The sequence below is a fragment of the Methylomonas sp. 2F7 genome (assembly GCF_057126975.1).
Window position 1 is genome coordinate 3,976,466 of sequence record NZ_CP195203.1, and the last position, 18,808, is coordinate 3,995,273.

Annotated in this window: 19 protein-coding genes; 13 read left to right on the forward strand and 6 right to left on the reverse strand. The window is 39.7% G+C overall.

Translation table 11 applies throughout. The annotated features are described in order from the left end of the window. Nucleotides 1-21: 21 nt before the first annotated feature. The 6 genes from ACR64Q_RS17875 (at nt 22) to ACR64Q_RS17900 (ending at nt 3,893) form a co-directional block, all read left to right on the forward strand. Nucleotides 22-573 (forward strand): MarR family transcriptional regulator, encoded by a 552-nt coding sequence (locus tag ACR64Q_RS17875; protein WP_483823358.1) that lies wholly within the window; start codon nt 22-24, stop codon nt 571-573. Between the two features lie 212 nt (nt 574-785). Then, the gene (locus ACR64Q_RS17880; protein ID WP_483823359.1) at nt 786-962 is read left to right on the forward strand and encodes a hypothetical protein; all 177 of its coding nucleotides are present in this window, start codon (nt 786-788) and stop codon (nt 960-962) included. Further along, nucleotides 959-1,504, forward strand: coding sequence for a hypothetical protein (locus tag ACR64Q_RS17885; protein ID WP_483823360.1), 546 nt, complete (start codon nt 959-961; stop codon nt 1,502-1,504). Before ACR64Q_RS17880 ends, ACR64Q_RS17885 begins: the two co-directional genes overlap by 4 nt. A 5-nt stretch (nt 1,505-1,509) precedes the next feature. Then, nucleotides 1,510-2,004, forward strand: coding sequence for a DUF7665 family protein (locus tag ACR64Q_RS17890; protein WP_483823361.1), 495 nt, complete (start codon nt 1,510-1,512; stop codon nt 2,002-2,004). Further along, entirely contained in the window at nt 1,994-2,482 is a 489-nt protein-coding gene (locus ACR64Q_RS17895) for a hypothetical protein (RefSeq protein WP_483823362.1), read from the forward strand. The genes ACR64Q_RS17890 and ACR64Q_RS17895 overlap by 11 nt, the downstream gene beginning before the upstream one ends. A 4-nt stretch (nt 2,483-2,486) precedes the next feature. Further along, nucleotides 2,487-3,893 carry a hypothetical protein gene (locus tag ACR64Q_RS17900; RefSeq protein WP_483823363.1) on the forward strand — a complete coding sequence of 469 codons (1,407 nt, stop codon included), beginning with the start codon at nt 2,487-2,489 and terminating at the stop codon, nt 3,891-3,893. 327 nt (nt 3,894-4,220) lie between these two features. Here the strand turns inward: ACR64Q_RS17900 and ACR64Q_RS17905 are convergent, their stop codons facing one another. Further along, nucleotides 4,221-5,312, reverse strand: a complete 1,092-nt coding sequence (locus ACR64Q_RS17905; RefSeq protein WP_483823364.1) for an ankyrin repeat domain-containing protein — start codon at nt 5,310-5,312, stop codon at nt 4,221-4,223. 274 nt (nt 5,313-5,586) lie between these two features. On the opposite strand from ACR64Q_RS17905, the gene ACR64Q_RS17910 reads away from it, so the two are divergent. Then, nucleotides 5,587-6,051 carry a hypothetical protein gene (locus ACR64Q_RS17910; RefSeq protein WP_483823365.1) on the forward strand — a complete coding sequence of 155 codons (465 nt, stop codon included), beginning with the start codon at nt 5,587-5,589 and terminating at the stop codon, nt 6,049-6,051. Between the two features lie 228 nt (nt 6,052-6,279). On the opposite strand, the gene ACR64Q_RS17915 is transcribed toward ACR64Q_RS17910, so the two are convergent. Next, nucleotides 6,280-7,263, reverse strand: coding sequence for an AcrVA2 family anti-CRISPR protein (locus ACR64Q_RS17915; RefSeq protein ID WP_483823366.1), 984 nt, complete (start codon nt 7,261-7,263; stop codon nt 6,280-6,282). Nucleotides 7,264-7,724: 461 nt separating this feature from the next. Here ACR64Q_RS17915 and ACR64Q_RS17920 point away from each other — a divergent pair, with 461 nt between their 5' ends. The 3 genes from ACR64Q_RS17920 to ACR64Q_RS17930 are packed head-to-tail and all read left to right on the forward strand — an operon-like array spanning nt 7,725 to nt 10,320. Next, complete coding sequence (locus ACR64Q_RS17920; RefSeq protein WP_483823367.1) at nt 7,725-8,306, forward strand: RNA polymerase sigma factor; 582 nt, start codon at nt 7,725-7,727, stop codon at nt 8,304-8,306. Further along, complete coding sequence (locus ACR64Q_RS17925; RefSeq protein ID WP_483823368.1) at nt 8,306-8,944, forward strand: anti-sigma factor family protein; 639 nt, start codon at nt 8,306-8,308, stop codon at nt 8,942-8,944. Before ACR64Q_RS17920 ends, ACR64Q_RS17925 begins: the two co-directional genes overlap by 1 nt. Further along, nucleotides 8,941-10,320: a caspase family protein gene (locus tag ACR64Q_RS17930; RefSeq protein ID WP_483823369.1), complete on the forward strand. Its 1,380-nt coding sequence runs from the start codon at nt 8,941-8,943 to the stop codon at nt 10,318-10,320. The genes ACR64Q_RS17925 and ACR64Q_RS17930 overlap by 4 nt, the downstream gene beginning before the upstream one ends. A 212-nt stretch (nt 10,321-10,532) precedes the next feature. Here ACR64Q_RS17930 and ACR64Q_RS17935 read toward each other — a convergent pair whose 3' ends face one another. The 3 genes from ACR64Q_RS17935 to ACR64Q_RS17945 form a co-directional block, all read right to left on the reverse strand. Next, nucleotides 10,533-11,543, reverse strand: a complete 1,011-nt coding sequence (locus ACR64Q_RS17935) for an AcrVA2 family anti-CRISPR protein (protein ID WP_483823370.1) — start codon at nt 11,541-11,543, stop codon at nt 10,533-10,535. Nucleotides 11,544-11,650: 107 nt separating this feature from the next. After that, complete coding sequence (locus ACR64Q_RS17940) at nt 11,651-12,976, reverse strand: tetratricopeptide repeat protein (RefSeq protein ID WP_483823371.1); 1,326 nt, start codon at nt 12,974-12,976, stop codon at nt 11,651-11,653. Nucleotides 12,977-13,309: 333 nt separating this feature from the next. Beyond that, on the reverse strand, nt 13,310-14,770 hold the full coding sequence (locus ACR64Q_RS17945; protein ID WP_483823372.1) for an AAA family ATPase: 1,461 nt from the start codon (nt 14,768-14,770) through the stop codon (nt 13,310-13,312). A 147-nt stretch (nt 14,771-14,917) separates the two neighbouring features. Here ACR64Q_RS17945 and ACR64Q_RS17950 point away from each other — a divergent pair, with 147 nt between their 5' ends. The 3 genes from ACR64Q_RS17950 (at nt 14,918) to ACR64Q_RS17960 (ending at nt 17,258) form a co-directional block, all read left to right on the forward strand. Beyond that, nucleotides 14,918-15,637: a hypothetical protein gene (locus ACR64Q_RS17950; RefSeq protein WP_483823373.1), complete on the forward strand. Its 720-nt coding sequence runs from the start codon at nt 14,918-14,920 to the stop codon at nt 15,635-15,637. Next, on the forward strand, nt 15,638-16,180 hold the full coding sequence (locus ACR64Q_RS17955) for a hypothetical protein (protein WP_483823374.1): 543 nt from the start codon (nt 15,638-15,640) through the stop codon (nt 16,178-16,180). Nucleotides 16,181-16,331: 151 nt separating this feature from the next. Continuing rightward, nucleotides 16,332-17,258, forward strand: coding sequence for an AbiV family abortive infection protein (locus ACR64Q_RS17960; RefSeq protein WP_483823375.1), 927 nt, complete (start codon nt 16,332-16,334; stop codon nt 17,256-17,258). A gap of 274 nt (nt 17,259-17,532) precedes the next feature. Here the strand turns inward: ACR64Q_RS17960 and ACR64Q_RS17965 are convergent, their stop codons facing one another. After that, nucleotides 17,533-18,798, reverse strand: coding sequence for an McrC family protein (locus ACR64Q_RS17965; RefSeq protein WP_483823376.1), 1,266 nt, complete (start codon nt 18,796-18,798; stop codon nt 17,533-17,535). Between the last annotated feature and the right edge of the window lie 10 nt (nt 18,799-18,808).

Consider the following 18,808-nt stretch of genomic DNA (forward strand, 5'->3'; position numbering starts at 1 on the left):
AATTCTGATTAAACTGATAAAATGAAACAGAATTCATTGATACTTAATCTCAGAAATTTCACAAACGATGATCACCCATTTGGAAATGTTCAAGGAAAAGAGACTTTTCGCAAATTAGTTGATTACATAGACGCACATCCAACATGCCGAATTTTTGGAATCTCGTTAGCTGATATCGAAGCTACTGATGCTTCTTTTCCAAGGGAGAGCGTGATTTCTGTTGCAAAGCACTATCGCGAACACAAGGGCATATTTCTTATGCAGATAAAAAATAGAGATATTCTCGATAATTGGAATTACGCTGCGATTGCCAAGGAACAACCATTAACCGTTTGGAATGAAGACTCTTACGAAATCCTTGGTCCAATCCTCACATCATCTAGTCAAGAACTACTGGAATTTGTGCTCGTTAAAAAAAGGGTACTTGCATCTGAAGTCGCCGCAGAATTGAAGATTAGTGTTCAAAACGCCAGCACAAGACTAAAAAAACTAGTTACCCAAGGATACATTTTACGTTCTGAAGAGGTAGCTGAGTCAGGTGGCATCGAATTCATTTATCAAGCCATAAAATAAACTTAGCATAAAACTACGTAAAAGGCACCAGCCGCCGCCCCCCTGCTCATCGATTTCATCAAAGCCAACGGTCCTCGCCTTAAGCTTTCAAGGGCCTAAAAAAATCTGCTTAAACGTATTGATTTAATCAGATCGGCCTGATAACCTATTTGCGACTGGTTTTTTTTGAAATCAGGTTAAACAGCTTAATTTAATCAGAACTAAAGACAGGTATGGCTACAAATCCACCCAAAGGCGATAACCAACGTATTGGCGCAATAAAGAATCGCTCTCAAACCCAAACCCCTTCAGGAAATTGGGTAAAGCGAGATTCTGAAACAGGGCAATTTATGGATGTGAAAACATCCGACAAAACACCATTTAAAGGCGTAAGAAGGGAAAAGAAATGAATCAAGAAATAAGTAAAAACACTGATAATCAGAGCGTGGAGTTTTTCTTGCACAGCAATAATAGCCCCCAAGTTGTAAGGGCAAAGCTCGAAGAAACTCTCAGAGATGTACTAGTAAAATTAGATTTTCCGTTGGACGAAGGACGAATTGTATTCATCGGTGAAGCCGAAGACGGAATTCACTCCCCAAATGATGAATCTGATGCCCATCAGCCCACCAGCGTTGATTCTTCTATCGAAAGCCTTGAGCTTCACAAACATAAACATGTGCATGTTAGTGCAGTCCATCGAGTCAATGTAACGGTATCTTTTAATGGTGTTAACCACCAACGACACTTCTCACCCGCAGCAACTATTGCAACGGTGACATCTTGGTCAAAATTGCGTTTTCACATTGACCCCAGCTCCGGCGCTGACTTAATACTCGCATTAAAACCGAACGATGAACATCCACGACCAGACCAACATTTGGGCGAATTGCTTCAACGAGGTTCTTGTGAACTCGTATTTGATTTGGTTCGCGAAATTACGCCTCAAGGGTAAAGATTATGGTTGCTACGACAGCTCAACGGTTACTGGCGAATGATTTGAAACAAGCAGAATTTCTGATTGGCGAATCAAAAAAATATTGGGGGCTTACTCAGGAAGTGTCGGATGATAATTGGCCATATGTGTTCACTTGGATTCAGGCAGCGACACGTCCAAACAGCCCTAATCAATTTTTGGTGCGCTGGAATGTAGATGGCTATGGCAGCCAGCCTATGACCGGTGCCTTTTGGGACAAAGATAACAGTAACTACCTTCAAACTGACAAGTGGCCGAAAGGCCGTCCTGGTTCGGTTGTGGAAAGTGTGTTCAAAGTGGCTGGATGGGTTGCCCCAGGACAAGGGTTTTATCATCCATTTGATAGGCAAGCAAGAAATGGACATGCCGATTGGCCGAAAAATCATCCGCAATATATTTGGACTGAACAAAATACTCTGACTGACTTTATCAGCCTAGTACACCGGTGGCTTAATTGCGAGGATTATTATGGTTGCTGAACGGCATATCAAGATTCCATACCTAACTTGGCTACGTCTGGTTACAGAATTGCGTAAGCGTGGCAATGGGTGCCGAGAAAGTGGAGCATTCCTACTTGGTAAAGCTAATTCACCTAAACAGTGCATTGAAACTTTCATTTGTTACGATGATTTAGACCGCAATGCACTTTCAAGCGGAATCGTTATCTTTAATGGTAGTGGCTTCTCTAAGTTATGGGATATTTGCTCAGCTAAGGGTTTGCGGGTTATAGCTGATGTGCACACCCATCCTACAGCCGATGTTAGACAAAGTCGTGTCGATAAAAGCAATCCTATGATTCCAATGCATGGTCATATCGCACTTATCATGCCCAAATACGGTAACACATCTAAATATTCTCTCGCTGGAATAGGAATACACGTATTTCAAGGGCAAGGGCGCTGGAAGTCTTTTTCTCACAATGACCCCGATGCTCCGGTGAGTCTCAAATTATGGTGATCTTATGGATTCTAAAGCTTTGGATATAAATAGCCTGTCACGCATTGATAAACTGTTTTTGGATAAAAATGCCTTGGAACTTAAAAGCTCTCACCAACGCCGAGCGCAAAGAGGACTACATATAAATGTTGGCAATGACGTTAAATCATCATATGGCTTGCAGCTTGCTCTATTAACAGCGGTCAATCTCGGTGTAAAGTGTTTTGCAGGAGAAGTAATAGCACAAACTTCTTCCGATGTATTGCTAGCTCCATGTTTAGTTCCTGTAGTCCAATCTGAGACACTTGGAGATGCGATCAAAGAACTTGGTGCAAAAACTTCTACGCAGAACGAAATTCGATCTAATAACCGTTACTTGATACTTGGAAACGCCACGGATGATGATAATGCAGTAAGAATTACATATGATGGATGGTGTATTGCAGTAGGCCCATCCCGACAGGTCTATCGACTGCCTGAACGTTCATACTGCCCTCTTGCAAGTATAGCGGCGGCGGCAATTGCAATTGGTGAAATATTCACTGAATTTGCCAACATAAGTGTTACAGCTACCAGGCGTGTTATTTCATTTTCGCTCTGGCGTCCTGATCTCCCGCCAGATCATCCTGATGCCATAGGGGAGCCACTAGTTGAATTACCGTGTGATGTCGGTATATTTGGGCTTGGCCATCTTGGACAAGCTTACCTGTGGGGACTTGTTTCACTTCCGTATCCTTCGCCCAAAGATACAACATTTCTTTTATGCGACGACGACTTTGTTGAAAATCCAAATGTAGAAACAGGGGCCATATTATCTGTTAACTCCATAGGTAGATTGAAAACGCGTGTTGTTGCAGAATGGATTGAAAGACGTGGATTCACTACCAGACTGCTAGAGAGGCGAATAGATGAAAATTTTAAGCGCACCGCTAAAGAACCGCTTATCGCTCTTTCTGGTTTCGACGAAAATAAGCCACGACAGTGGTTATCAGAAGCAGGATATACCGCAATTTTTGATAGTGGACTTGGGGGAGAATCCTGCAACTTTGACACTATCTCTTTTCATTCTTGGCCCAATCCACGTGAAGCATCCATGATTTGGCCGCAAGAGTCTAATGAGGAATTAACTAAGCGAGAGGCTAGATATAGAGCCCAAGTTAATAACAATCCGGCATATCAGTTGCTTGGTGCTGACGAGTGTGGTCGCTTAATGCTTGCAGGCAAATCAGTCGCAGTCCCTTTCGTTGGAGCAATGGCTGCCTGTATTGTGTTGGCTGAAATGCTTAAGCAAATCAATGGTGGCCCAATATTTAGTGATCTAAAAGTTCGACTGTGTTCACTCGACACCAGGAGAGTAGATGCAATATTGAAAATTGAAGCCTCGCTTCCGTTACGTGGCCTTATAACACAGCGGGTAAAAGGGGGAATCTAAAAAATAATAATCGAAAGACAAATTTGACACTGCTAAGACTTAAAGAGAAATCCCCCATAAGCTATTTTTCTAGGGGATTTATTTGATGCTTGTATTGGCTTTGATGAGTGCTTTCGTATCGACCATAGGTCGGATGCGAGAAAGCAAATTCTATAAAAACCTGCCCGTCCGTGCCGCTGAAAAACCGCTACAGCAAAAACCAATAAGATGTAGAAAAATCGAACGATTGAGATGCTATTCGAGCAGATTTATTTTGTGGCCAGAAAAACAATTTTACTTCCTAGCATCAAACCAAGCGAGCTATGCATCATAAAAACAAGCAAACTTTTAGAACCGAAGACCACCTTCTTCAACACTATTTGTATTGTTAATAATATTTTGAAGACTTATGTTTTCTTGGTGAGACTTAATCAGGTCAGCAATTGAATCACTCATTCCCACAGCTAAATCCGCAATTTTTATTTCCTTATCACCCCCAACTACTTCCCGATAGTCATGCTCAAGATTAACACCATTAGATAATAAAAGCCCTGCACAGCTATAACAATCAAGCTCCACAGCAGTGTAAATAGGCGTAAGACCATCAAGATTTACATGATTTTGATTTGCATTGTTCTCAATCAGTACCTTAAGAGCCTCAATATTATCCTCTAGTATCGCAAAAAAAACTGCGGTATCCCCGTTAAAGTCAGAATGATTCACATCGGCACCGAATTTAATTAATAACGCAATAACATCTGGGTCACCAGCTTGTGCTGCATAGAAAATTGGTGTTCGACCATCAAAGTCAACATGATTCACATTAGCACCATTTTTAAGCAAAATCTCTATACATTCGATATCTGCTTCATCATTCTCTACCGCCACTGAGAGCGGCGTTTTCCCTTCTTGATTAATAAAATCAATTTTTGCATTCATATAAATTAAAAATTCTAGGCAATCTTTGCTCCCAAAGAATCCTGCTGTAAATATTGGCGTCTCTTTTCTATTATTGTATTGATCAACGCTAATCCCATTACTAACCATAAAATCAAGGCATTCAATTCGATTATCAATACAAGCAAGATGCATAAGTGTGTTGCCACTTACATCTGTAATGCTTAATTCGGGCAGAAGTTTAAGAAAGCGATCAAGAAATACTTTTTCACTCTCTATGTCGAATTCGCTTTCTGGGTACAAGAATACAAAGACTATCGGAAATCTTGAATCCACTCCTTCTTCTGAATAAAGGTTTGCACCTTTTTTTAATAGCACTTCTATGGCCTCGATATTTCTATTAACAATAGCTTTCCGTAATATGTTTGTTTTAAAATATTCATTAAGCTCATCATAAAATCCATCACTCAATAATGTTGAGAAAATTCCAATGGTTTTCTCTTCAAGAGCATCAAAAGCAGCATTCAATTTTTCTTTATTCATATCTATAATCTCATAATGTTTATGTGATTATAAGTTGATGTTAGTGATTCGACAACAAGACTAGTAATTAGACCATTAAATGGTGATTGCCATGATTTTGTCAGGTAGCGCTCATGTTAAATTGATGTTTGATCCGGTCAAAGAGGCTGTGTGCTTAATGACTGGGTTGAAAATAGACATTTTCAGAACAGAAAATAAATTTAGAATGTCTATTGGTTTTCCACGCTTAATCGCCATAATAGAGACATGTTAACAACAACTTGGTCTTTTATTTATGATTGATTTACGCAAGTGGGTTAAAAACTTTACTATTGATCTCGAAGAATTTGATCATGGCGACCACCAATATTCTGTTAAATTTGACATCCATATCAACTTCCATGATGGTTGCAATTTTTCTGAAAGCTTTAATTTTTTATTTCAAACCGAAAACGGACATGATTATTCCGTGGTGCAACCTCATGTTTGTGGTAGTTATATGGATTATTACAATCTAGGCTTTCTCTTGTTCCATTATGGAAATAGCCTTAATCACGATATTAATGATTACGATCCAGATGATGTGACTGAGGACATATATGGCTCATTATTCATTAATGTTATTGAAGAATACATTAATGCATCAAGCATCCTAGATAGTCAGGTACTCTTTGATTTGCTATGTTCAGCATACGAGCAAAACGCCTTTGAAAAGATAATCAATAAAAACAACGCTTCAAGCGCAACAATCTCGTTTTAATAAATACCAAAAATCATAGGTGGTTTAAGCTACCTTTGATCTCAGGCGGTAGCAATGAAGAGCCGCAGTTCTTGATTTCGCACTAATATCTTGCCACTGGCATTCGGAAATATTTTTTTGCTTGAGAACAATTTGGCATTGAATGAGTTGTATTTTTTAAAAACATTACACTTCAGGGGCTATGACATCGTTTTTGTCCTAACCCCTGATGCATCTCAGATGTTAAAGCTATGCGGCATCTCGAATGTCACTGCTAGAATTCAGTAAATAGTCAGTATTCACACCCATTGGAGCCAACCACCGAAACACCATCTCCCGAGACTGAAAATTGTCATTTTTTTTGCCAACCCAGAATCGATGCCAATGTCCTCTTCTGATATGAGGACGAACTGACCGGCCACTTATATGTTCTCTCTCATGTTCTTCCAATGACTTTAAGGCTTTTCCGATTGATTTACCAACTTCAATAATCTTAGGTTTTTCTGGAGCAAAAAAGCGCAATCCCTTCTTGATTTTAACTGGCTGTGGCTTGCTGGGTAGGCTTCCAGAGTATTCAGGGGCTTCACTGCAGATATATAGAACTAAAGACAAAAACTGCTGTAGGTCATGTGCCAAATTTGCTTTAAGAGAATTGTCGACGAAGGAGCTGTACTCAGGCTGAAATTCAATAAAATCATCATAAAGCATGTTAATAGAGTCTAATAATCCCCAGTTTCCCATAGGAAGAAAAAAAGGAAGAAGCGATTCTTTGATGTCTATCAGCAAACATAACTCACTCTTTCCTTTTGCATCGTCATAATCTAAATGTACAAAAAAACCGTCAACTTTATCACCACAAAGATAAATATTGCCAGTTTCAATGTATACACACCATTCAGGTAATCTGTAGAATGCTTCTACTGGAAAATCACCACTTATTGGTGAGGCAATTAATGCAGTTTCAAGTGATTGGTCAAAGCGGTAAATCCCTTGCGTAATGCGCCACGTACCCAGTGCTATCAGTTTTGTAAAATTGTCGACGGTTAAATCCCTTTTATTTTTTTTAATCTGCTCCGTCATAATGCCAAGAAATCTTGACATCGGAAGGAAACACCAACTTGGCCAATCAGGTAATGTTTTTCCGCGATTTAGTCGATAGTTATCGATCAATCGCCAAGTCTCAGGGTAGAGTTGATGGATTTTTTTAAGATGTTTAAGAGCTTTTGATTTCATTTTTATTGTCCTGTAGATAATGCCAAATCAATGTTGTCGCATTGAAATCAGCAGGGTTAATTACTGAAAACATAATGAATCTAGACATTTGCCAGCTTCATTAAGTATCCAGCAGCACTTACTTGCAGAACACTCTAAAAAGGTTCAATTAATTTTGATTTTTTTGTAAAAATTTACGCTTTCCACAATCAAAATTTTTCTATGTTAATGTTTTTTATGATTTTTTAGCCAATCAACTTATTGAAGGCTGCATTCAATGCTGTACATGCAACTAGAGTGTGAATGGCTTCATCAGAAAACAGCATGTCTTGTGCAAAACGGAACTTGTTCATCAGGCTTGAACAGTGTTTAATGCCGCGCTCGATACTGGCTGTTGATATTGATTTACTGGGTTTACCACTTTTCTATGACACCCAGCCAATAATCCAATCTTTATTTCATTCGGACTGAAATTATCGTTTATGGTTGAACTACCCAATCCCCAACTCACTGAATGTCTTGACAAAATCGCCAATGGCGATCTTAAAGCGATTGAGCAAATATATCGACACTACCAAGCCATAGTCTTCCAATTTGCTAGTCATTTGGTTCTTGACGATCATTTAGCGAATGACATCGTTCAGGAAACATTTATTACTGTTTCAAATAAGCCCAAGCGCTTCGATGTCAATGGGTCGGCCAAATTTTCTACTTGGTTATGTGGCATTGCTAAAAGAAAGGCTCAAACCATGCAACGTTATGGGCGTAAATTCATAGATGATAGTGAAGGTTTCTTAAACGATTATTCAAATAACGAATCGTGGAGCATTTCACACGAATACGACACCCATGAGTTAAATGAAATTATTAACGGTTGTCTCGATAAATTGGATGAAGATCAACGAACAGCGGCTTTTTGGATTCACCGGATGGGGATGTTGCAGCGAGATGTAGCAAAAATACAAGGAAAACCACTCAATACCATAAAAACCCGTGCTTTTTATGGTGTAAGGAAAATCAGAGATTGCCTAAGCAAGCTAGGTATCACAGGGAGTAACAACTAATGATCAATCCAGCAGATTTGCAACGCTTCCGTGAAGACTTATCTTTTTACGTCAATGGAACATTGGATACAGAAGCCCAGGCTTTTATGGAAGATTGTTTAGCTCAGCATCCCGAATTGCGAGCTGAAGTTGAGTTTGTCCAAGCCATTGGGCGTGCTGTCATGTCCAGGGGAGCTAATCGCCGTGAAGATGAAGGACTCGAAAGACTCTTACAAGCTATCGAAGCTCGGCAAGCCAAGTCGATTAAATATAAATGGCAACGTTTCCTGGATTCATGTTCCGATTGGGGATTATCACCAGCGTTTGCAGCAATGGCTTTTGTCGCTGTTATTCAAAGCGTCATGCTTTGGCAATCCTATAAACCTGTGGATGCACTAACCGATGCAGCCCAGTATCGCAGTATGCCGGAAAGCACTACTACAGCAGACATTAAACTAACGCTCTCCCCGGATTTAGCCTTCGGTAATTTAGTGATTTTGTTACGCCAAGTTGGTGCACACATTACTGCAGGCCCATCTGAAAGTGGGGAGCTATGGATTGCATTTGACGATCACAACAACATCAGTGCTCTAATCGAACAATTGCGCACCACGCCAAGTATTATCGATGTAGTCGAGTTAGGCAACGTTAAAAAATGAAATCTAACGAAACCCATTTATTAAGCGTCTTAATGTGCTGCACATTAGGCATTTTCACCTTCGTACGCATATGCTCAGCTGACGAAGCAGCACATGCGCCCCAACGGTATGCGTTAATACTAGAAAATAGCGCCTATGCATTCAGCCCGTTGGTTAACCCGCAAAACGATGCCGCATTGATGAGCAAGACATTGCAGAAGCTGGGGTTCGAAGTAAAAACAGAACACAACCTCAATCGTGAGCAATTATTTACATCTACTCGGAATTTTACTGAAAGCCTGCCGCCAGGTGCAATTTCTTTGGTTTTTTATGCTGGCCATGGCATGCAGGTCAATAACACTAACTATTTGGTGCCTGTCGATATGCAGCCAACCGGGGAACAAAGCGTTCCACTTAAAGCTTTTCCTCTGCAAATGCTTATTGATCGCCTACAATCTGCGCAGTCTGCAGTTAACATTGTGATTCTGGATGCCTGCCGAAACAACCCGTTTCGACCTGCGGCCTCTAGTAAATCATTTAGGGATTTTTCAAATCTAGGCTTGGCAAAAATTACCATTCCTAATGGCACTATCATCGCGTATTCGACTGCACCTGGTCAGTTTGCAGAGGATGGGAAAGGTCGCAGCAATAGTCTCTATTCCGAAACACTGGTACAACAGCTTCAGCAAACAGGTTTAACAGTTGAAGATGCACTAAAAAACGTTGCAACTATCATTCGCAAGCAAACACTGGATGATCAGCAACCGTGGTTTGAAACATCTCTGGTCGATGAATTTTATTTTCTGCCCCCGCCTGGCGTCACGATGCTGACTAAAGCAAAATCAGTAGCAAGTGGACAAAACTCAACTGGTAAACAAAGCAGAGGGATTGATCCGTCTGACTGGTATCTTTCTTTGAATGCAGGCGATTGGGCATCACTGGACAATCAGTTAGAAAAACGTATCAATAACCTCACCGAAGATGAAATTCCGCTGCTAAAGCATCGTGCTGAAAATGGTAATGTTATTGCCATGACAACATTAGGGTTAGCATACCGCAACGGTTTTTTTCAGGGACAAGATGAAAAAGGCCATAAGACTAAAAGTGGCGCAAGCAACACAGACAGTATTTATTGGCTACAGCAAGCGGCAGAAGCAGGTTTTCCTATCGCTGAATTCGAACTAGGTGAAATGATTTTTCAAGGCATTGGTACCGATGCCAATGAGAATCTTGGAATGAATTGGCTGGAAAAAGCCAGTCAATCCGGCTACCCAGGAGCTAAAGTTATCTACGCTCAACGGATGGCTGGCATTGATCCAACATCCGAATTGACAGCAGATGGACAGCTAAAAACATTGCAGATATTGATGGAGCTAGGCAAGAGTCAAAAACACTGAACTTTGGGAATTAGCTGCATTTGTGTTCAATTGTCATGTTATTTTTTCTACAATTTAATTCCCCGCACTATTCCTAACATTTTCAGCATCTAATCGGTGCCATCCAGCCAAGCAAACTATCGCAGACAATTTACTGCAACAGTAAAGAAAAAAGGGGGAGAGCCTGCGCTTAGTGCTGTACCCCCGGTTTCCATCTTACTTAAGCATTTAGTCTATGCCGCATCCTGAATCCAGCCATCGCAATTCACGACATAGTCTTCGGTATTTACTGCTGTGGGCGGCAGCCATTTTAAAATTAATTCCTGATTTTTCCGTCCAGCGTTTTTCTTTCCTCGCCAGTAATGATGCCAATGACCTCGTCTCATATGAGGTCGCACAGTCCTTGCATTGATCGGGGTTGTCTGGTTATTGGATAAGGAACGTAGCCTAGTTCCAATTGACTTACCCACCTCTATAATTTTTGGTTTTTCAGGGGGAAAGAACCTTGCCCCTCTCTTGGTTTTTTTGGGTTGCGGATAATTTGATGAAAATTTGCAGGAATAGTCAGGTTTTTCACTGCATAGGTATAGGATCAGGGATAGAAATGGGGCAAGCGAATTTGCAATCGATTCACTGAGCAACGCCAGCGTTTCAGAGTCTAAAGACAATAAGCTAGGAATTTTTCCACAGGAAAATAGCCGATTGAGCGATTCCTTTAAGTCCCAGGGTCCAAGCAAAATAGTCACCGGTGTAAACCCATGCTCACCATCTAACATTATTCTTAATTCACTATGTTTTTTCTGGCTGTGATACCCCAAGTTAACAAAAAATCCGTAAACCTTTTCATCAAGATAGCTAACGTCATTGGTCTCGATATAAATACACCATTCAGGTAACTTGTAAAATACGTCAACTGGAAGAATACCCGTCATAGCTGAATCGATCAAAGCCTTTTCTGTGGTCAAATCAAAACGGTAGATTCCTTGTGTAATGCGCCATTTGCTTAGGGCTATAAGCGTTGAAAAGTCATCAACAAGATCGACCGGTGCTTGGCTTATGTCCAACTCATTAACTGCTATTTCATGGAATACATCCGTTGGAGTAAAGCACCAACTCGGCCAGCCAGGTAATTTACTGCTGAATTTTTCACGATACCTGTCAACCGTTTGCCAAGCTTGAGGATAACGTTTGTTAAATTGTTGAAGATGTTTAACGGGTCTTGAATTCATTATCAGTTCTCTCATATTAGGGTCCACTTCAATAATAAAAATTGAAGCTTTCAGGGTTAATTTTTAGCGACCAGCAGTTAACGCGCATAATCAGCTGATAATGCGCGTTCCTTCGCTTAAAATTACGAGATCACATAAACACCTTTTAAGTGACCCAATATGGAAGACAAATACTCTTTGTTTGCGTTGCCTGACTCGGACTTGAAAGGCAAGCCCACTTCATAATTTCTCTTCGATACTTTCAATTCAGCCGGAATCCGGTACTCTTCGCCTTTCTGAGTGTAGACAATCAAGCTAACGCCTTTCGCTGGTTTTCCTATTATTCGATCCGCCTGTCTTAGCGCAATCCCAATGTAGAACGGTGATTCCGTATGATCGTCGAACACAATTTCAATACCGTTGAAATATTCAATGATGTATGCTTTTTTGCCTGTAGCCATTTCACTTAGCACATGGCTTTGCACATCAGGCACGAACAACCTAGCAGCGCCCGTATTCCAGCTAAGATAAAACTCCCCTTGACGAGCTTGATGTGAGTTAAAGTAATTGGTGAATAGAACGTCTATCCCGCCATTACCAATAAAAAATTTTGTGCTGTGAGATGATTCAGAATCATGTTGATCTATATCATCCAAATCAAACAATCGATGTTGCTTGGCTTCCTGAAAATTGCAGCCAAGTGTGGTCCAAATTCCATGTTTTATGCCTGAAGCTAGAAACTCTGTGGCTTCTGGATGGTTATTTGAGGCGGCAAGAATCATCCAAACAAGCGCTTTTTGATGATCTTGTTCAAAGCGCAAAAATCCGTGGAAATACCACATCCCAAATTTAAACTGAATGCCAGCGTGAGGCTGTGGGGCGGCCTTACGGTAGCAAACTGCTTTTTGAGCATGAACCGCAGATGCATCCTTCTCGTCCACTCCCAGCATCAAATCTCTAAAGAGTCCTTGATTGGCAGCTTTCAAAGCCCATTTCAATGCAAGATCAAGGTCACATTCAACATACTCACCCGCTAAATAAATTTCAGATAGTAAATATTGAGCTTCGACATTATTTGCCTCAGCAGCTTTATGTAGCAAATTCAAACCTTTTTGAACATCTTCCTCAGTTCTTGATGTCCTTAAAATAAATTCTGAAAGATTGATTTGAGCAATCGGATCGTTTTGGTCGGCGGCCTTGCGAAACCAAAACATTGCCTCATCAATATCCCTATCTACTCCACGGCCATGCTGATACATATCGCCCAAATGATTTTGGGCGTAAATGCTTCCATTAGCAGCTGCTTTACGAAACCAGTGAACAGCTTTTGTCAGGTCTTCGGTAAAGCCTTCACCATTCTGATACAGTTGACCAAGACGGAATTGGGCTTCAACATTGCCTTTCCCGGCCAGATTGCGGATTTCAGATCGATTAACTTCAGTAGACCAAGTTTTATTTAAAGTATTCATACTCATCAATTAAATGTTAAGGGTTAAGTTACTACCTAATACGCTGGACGCTTGAAGCTTTGTTCGTTGCTCCATTTCGTCTAGCCCCTTTACTTGCAGAACCCCCTAAAAAGGTTCACTTGATGTGTAAAATTTTTTAAAAAACAGCTATTCATTTATCCAAAAAAAACAATAGGCCATTGTTTTTATGTGGAAAAATATTCATTTACTTAATGCTTGCTGAGCAAAACGCAAACCATGTTCAGCTAATGATTTTGCGTAACGTTGCCCATCATTATCTGCCTGAAACCAATCAAAGGCGCTTTAACCTTTGATTGGAAATCTTAGGACAGCCTAATTCCAGACGAACCCAATTTGACGCGAATCGGTCTCAATTTCCGGCAAGTCCAGGTCTTCCGTCTCAATCGTTATGGACTCTATACCTTTCTCGTGTCGGAGTCGGTAAGCTGCTGAAGCGAATGCAAGCTTTAACACGACTTTGATTTGGCGAGGTGAATAACCTAACAGGCAATCAATAACCTCATCTTTCAGCGAAGATGCAAATGATCGGTACGACTCACTTTCGATAATTGAGCGATAGATCGATTTCGCTATCGTTCTGAGCTGCGACGGTCCAGGCTGCTCAATATAAATCACATGAAATCTCGACAGAATCGCTTCTGGAATGGTTTCAGTGCTATTTGCAGTGGCTACATACATCACGCGAGAGGCATCCAATTCCAGTTGCGGTAAATATTCATCGGTAAAATCGCGCATCATATCCTTTTCCAGCAATCGGTAAAAAACATTAATGGGCGGATATTTATCCTCACCTGGCTTGCTTTTATCGATTTCGTCGCAAAGAATAAGGCTGTTTGCAGAATTAGTTTTTTTAATCAGTAAATCGTAGATTAATCCTGGTTTTGCGGAGTTCCAGACAGAGCTAACACCGACCAAAATCCACGCCGCCGATGCTGTCGAATAATCTACAAATCCATAAGGCACACCAATGGCTGCGGCTACATCCTTGACGCAAGCTGTTTTTCCTAGTCCAGGTTTAGATACTAATAAAACAGGCGGCATGTAAAACTCTTGAAATGGGTTGTGCACACTCAAAGCGGCACATTTATCGACGTAATCCAAAAACGGGATCATGTTGGGATATTTTCCCTTCAAAGTCTGAATTTTATCTATGATCTCGGTAGTAACTCTTTGCAAAGGTCTTGTACCTGAATCTGATTCGCCGATTTCTTTAAGCGCTCGACGAACTTCCTTGTCATATTGGCTGTTTTTTTCGTGTAGCTTTTGCAATAATTCTCCATCAAAAACTTTAAAAAAAGATTCTGGCTCAGCCTGGTCAGGTATATTTTTGCTGCCTTCCTCTTCAGATTTAACAGAATTCATCTCGTTTACTTCAGGCGTCCTTTCTATGTCTACTTTTGATTGATACTCTTGATATCCGTCATTACGAGACTCAAAAACTGTGCGTAATTCTTCGATATCTGTCCAGACATTATTGACGACGCGCTCAGACAGTTCTGATAACTCTCTGTCGTGTTTATCATAAAGGTTTGTTGTGGAATTTTTATCGACATCCATTGATCGCAAATAGACTTGCAATTGCGGATGAATACTGGGAGTGAAAGTTTTGTTTGGCTCCGAAAAATGCTGCTTGAAATAATCTCGTGCGATGATATAGCAAATTGCGTTAATTGACTGCTTTTCTAACGGGTAGTTAGTAAACGATTTGTAATTTCTTGATGTTTCTAATGCGATTTTCTTTATATTTAATTTGCTTAATAATAATTGTCTCATATCGGTTAAAGGAAAGTTGAGCAACCATTGTGAGCCACTTAATAACTGAAGTCAATACCATCAAAAATATTATTTTCAGCATACTTCTGGATTTGTATATAGCTGTGTAATAATTAATAATATACTGAACAAAATGAGGCAACGGATATGCAACAAACACAAGAAATTAACATCATTTCAGTCAAGCGATCTTCGCAATTAGATAGAACAGGCTTCTATTTAATAGAGTTCCACTTTGACATTAATGATAAGGAATTTTATCATATCGACTATATTGATCCATGTACATTCAAAATAGTTAAAAACTCAATAAAGCCAGGCAAATATATTATTGGCAATGACCGGTCAAACTTATTGACAGAGTTATCAATAAAACTGCATATCAATGATGAAGATGCCTTGCGATTATTCTGGCGAGTAGCGCATCGTTTAAGTCATGCTATTAACAAATTACCGAATCTGCAAAAACAGATTCCAGAATTCATAGACATTCTTCGATGCGCTCTAAGTTTTGGATTCACGTTATACAAAATGTCGCCGGAATTTCATTTTTTGCAAACCATCCGCACTCAAAAAGGCGATGTGGAGTTGCACATATGTACGCCATCGATCAATGAACTCATAGACGAGCTCAATTATTTCGAAACGGACGGGACTGTATCCGAAGCGTACACTTATAGACAGCTTGTACGGCTCTGTCTCGGTCACTCAGACTTCTTTATCTCTATCAATGACACTGGAAACGGATGGATAATCTACTGGTATGGTGAAGACGGTTTCGAACTTCATTCGCGTCGGGTAGATACACTGAAAGAACTTTACGAAGAGGTGATGTATCGCAAAGCGCTATCGCCCTATAATCACTAAATGATTTTATTGCCGCGATTTCTTGACGTTGAAGCCAGCAGCTTTGCCTCGGCTAGCTATCCAATCGAGGTTGCTTGGTCGGATGCTGCCGGAGATATTGAAAGCTATCTCATCAATCCCTACTCTGTTGAACACTGGACGGACTGGGATTTTGAAGCACAACAGCTACACGGCATCAGTCGCAAGTTATGCCGGGAAAAAGGCGTTAATCCTCAATTTCTCTGTGAGAGATTAAACCAATCGATTCAACCGGGGGAAATCATTTATGCCGACGGGCTACCACTAGACGAATGGTGGATCGACACGCTATATGAAGCAGGCTCTTCTATAGGTTTCGCCAAATTCAGAATTTTGCCGTCCGACAGTATCCTGTTGCCATTATTGGGCTCGGCTGAAATGAATAGTGACAAACGGCGACAGCTATTCGAACAACTAAAAATTGATGCAAGGCAAAACGTCAGTGGCCGCCATCGTGCGTCGCTTGACGTACGGTATCTAATCGAGCTTTATCGATTATGCGACAATGTACGGGCCGATTTATGATTTTTCATCCAAAGTGAAGAGTTCTTCAGCTAGCAGATAAAAAAGCCAGCATAAAGACATAGTAGAAAACCTTCATCCTAATGATCGTTTCCAACATTGACCAGATAGTCAAAAGAGACTGACAACTAACTGTCTCATTTTAGCCGAACGCATGCATCACAAAAGAGGGAATGACGCACTTGGCTTGCTTGATTTACACAAGGAAATTAAGGATATGAAACATCGGGCTATAAAAGACCTTAACCAACTATCAGACAAAGATTTGCATAAGGCTATTTCTGTTGGATTGGAAAAAATCTACGAAAATTGTATTGAACTGAATAATTCCTCAAACTGCCTATTAGAACACAAGCATTATCGTGCATCGAAAGTAATTGATGAATTCTCAAAAGAAGAAGCAGCCAAATATCTAATACTGCTGGACGCTTTACGCTGCCCTAAAAGTCTTAGAACTGAGTTTAATCGGCAGTTAGAAAAATTTAATGAGCATCTTGCTAAAGGCATATATGCTGAGTTGTGCAGCTGGAATGCTAGTAAATATAAAGAATTATCTGCCTATATTGTTAGCAATTTAGATCAATACTACTTAGATGGACCAATGGGTGTTGACTGGATTTTTCGCAACTCTATCATAGCCAGCAGAGAAGAAGCATTTTACGTTGACTATGTTCAATATGATGAGAAGCATGATTGGTTATCTCCTCAATCTAATTCTGATATACACGAAACATTTCTGTTCAGGCAAGAAGAATCAAACCCGTCAATAATTCAACTGATTAAGGCTTTGCATAGTATTGGCATATACAAGCCAGAATCATTAATGTCTTTTTCGAAGTATTGGAGAGAATTTGAATTTAATGATGAAACACACTACCAAGAATTTAGATTGGCCACCTATGCCTCTTTAAACTTGCTCTACACAAAAAACTTATTAATTGATGCATCACAAGAATATTTTGATTTAATAATTAATAAACTACCATTTCCGCTTTATAAAGAAGAAATGAAGGAAATTAAAGTTCCTCTTAGTGAGTTGAAAGAGCAACAACAAAGCTGGTCACCATACGATTGCTATTAATATATTGAAAAATAGCATGATACTTTCATACCAATTCTATTCTTTTATACAAACTTATAATTTGATGTCAACAAAAAACCACCACAGACAATGAGTAGGTTGACTGGCAAAAAAAGCCCCACAAAAAAACTCAATCCAAATTTCCGAATGACAATATGCTCACGGACAGCGGGAATTCAAAATTGAGTTTTACAATATTCATCCAACCGTTGCACCAGCATTAATTTCGCCTGGACAGGACGGTGTGTGCCCAGCCCACTTTAATCGAATTGTGTTAGCTATCAACACGCTCCGACATCCAAGCTTCCAAACGATCATTAATATCTTTTTGCCATTTTTTTACATCAGGCTTTACTGATAAGGAAATTATACTACATTCTTTATTCGTCTCTTTCCCAGTTTTCGTGTCTAAATAGACCCCAGACTTAGATGATTCTACTCCTGGATATATTAAAGCCACCCACTTTGCTTTATAGTAATCGTGATACACATACATCTGCCTCAAATCATCAGGGGAAGGATTGTAACCATTCAGATTTTTCCATTTCGTATCTAATACTACACAATCATATCTTTCTTTATTAACAATAATGTCAGGTCTAATTTTCGACCGATAACCACTTTCGGGTTGCCAAAATAATTTAGAAGTTTGAGCTGTAATGGTTGCATTAGCTTTTTTATGTTTACGCAGACTTGCATACACAAATTGCTCCCATAATTTATTCATATCAAACATCAAAGCCAAAACATTATTTCTTCCTTTTATTACATCAGGGTGGTATTGCAATAACAGTAATTTAGCTATATCGATAGCTTTTTTATATGATTGCGTCTTTCTGTTATATACAAGTTTATTGAAAGTTGCCTCAGTGATTTTTACATCGGGCATTTCAGGAAAATGGAGTATTAGAGCTCCAATACGGCCATGTAATCCGGTATTGATATTTATTTGTTTAAGGAGTCTAATGGTTTTATAAAGAATACAATGAAGATTGTGTTCTACATCGTAAATGGCATGTCTGACATAAAAACGTTCCTGATGTGTAATATTTTTCTGTACATGCTTTCCAAACAGCAAGCAGCCTTTTAATGCTGTCACATTCTCTTCTTTCTTGCGATATTTCTTAATCAATCCGTTGTGTAATAAATACTCAACTTCTTTGATAAAGAGTTGAAAATACAAATCAAGAATAGAATTGGATTTTAATTTTAAAGAGCTACTACTAGGAGCGTGAATATCAAAAATACCAACTGCAAAAAGCATATCAATCAAAATATCACGCCATTGTTTTTTCTCATCTTTTCCAGCAAACGCATTATCTGCTTTTGGTAAAACCTCAATAACTGTTCCACCAATCTGAATAACTCCTACATACTCATTAAAGCAAACACCATTATGAATTAAATGAAAATAAGGAACACCTTTATCGCCATAGTAAGATTGAAGGGCTTTAAGCTTGGGCTCATCAAACTTAACGCCATCAACCTCTTGATTTAGCTTAAGTGTCTGATGCTCAAAAATACTAATGTATTTTTCCATATCCGCAAGC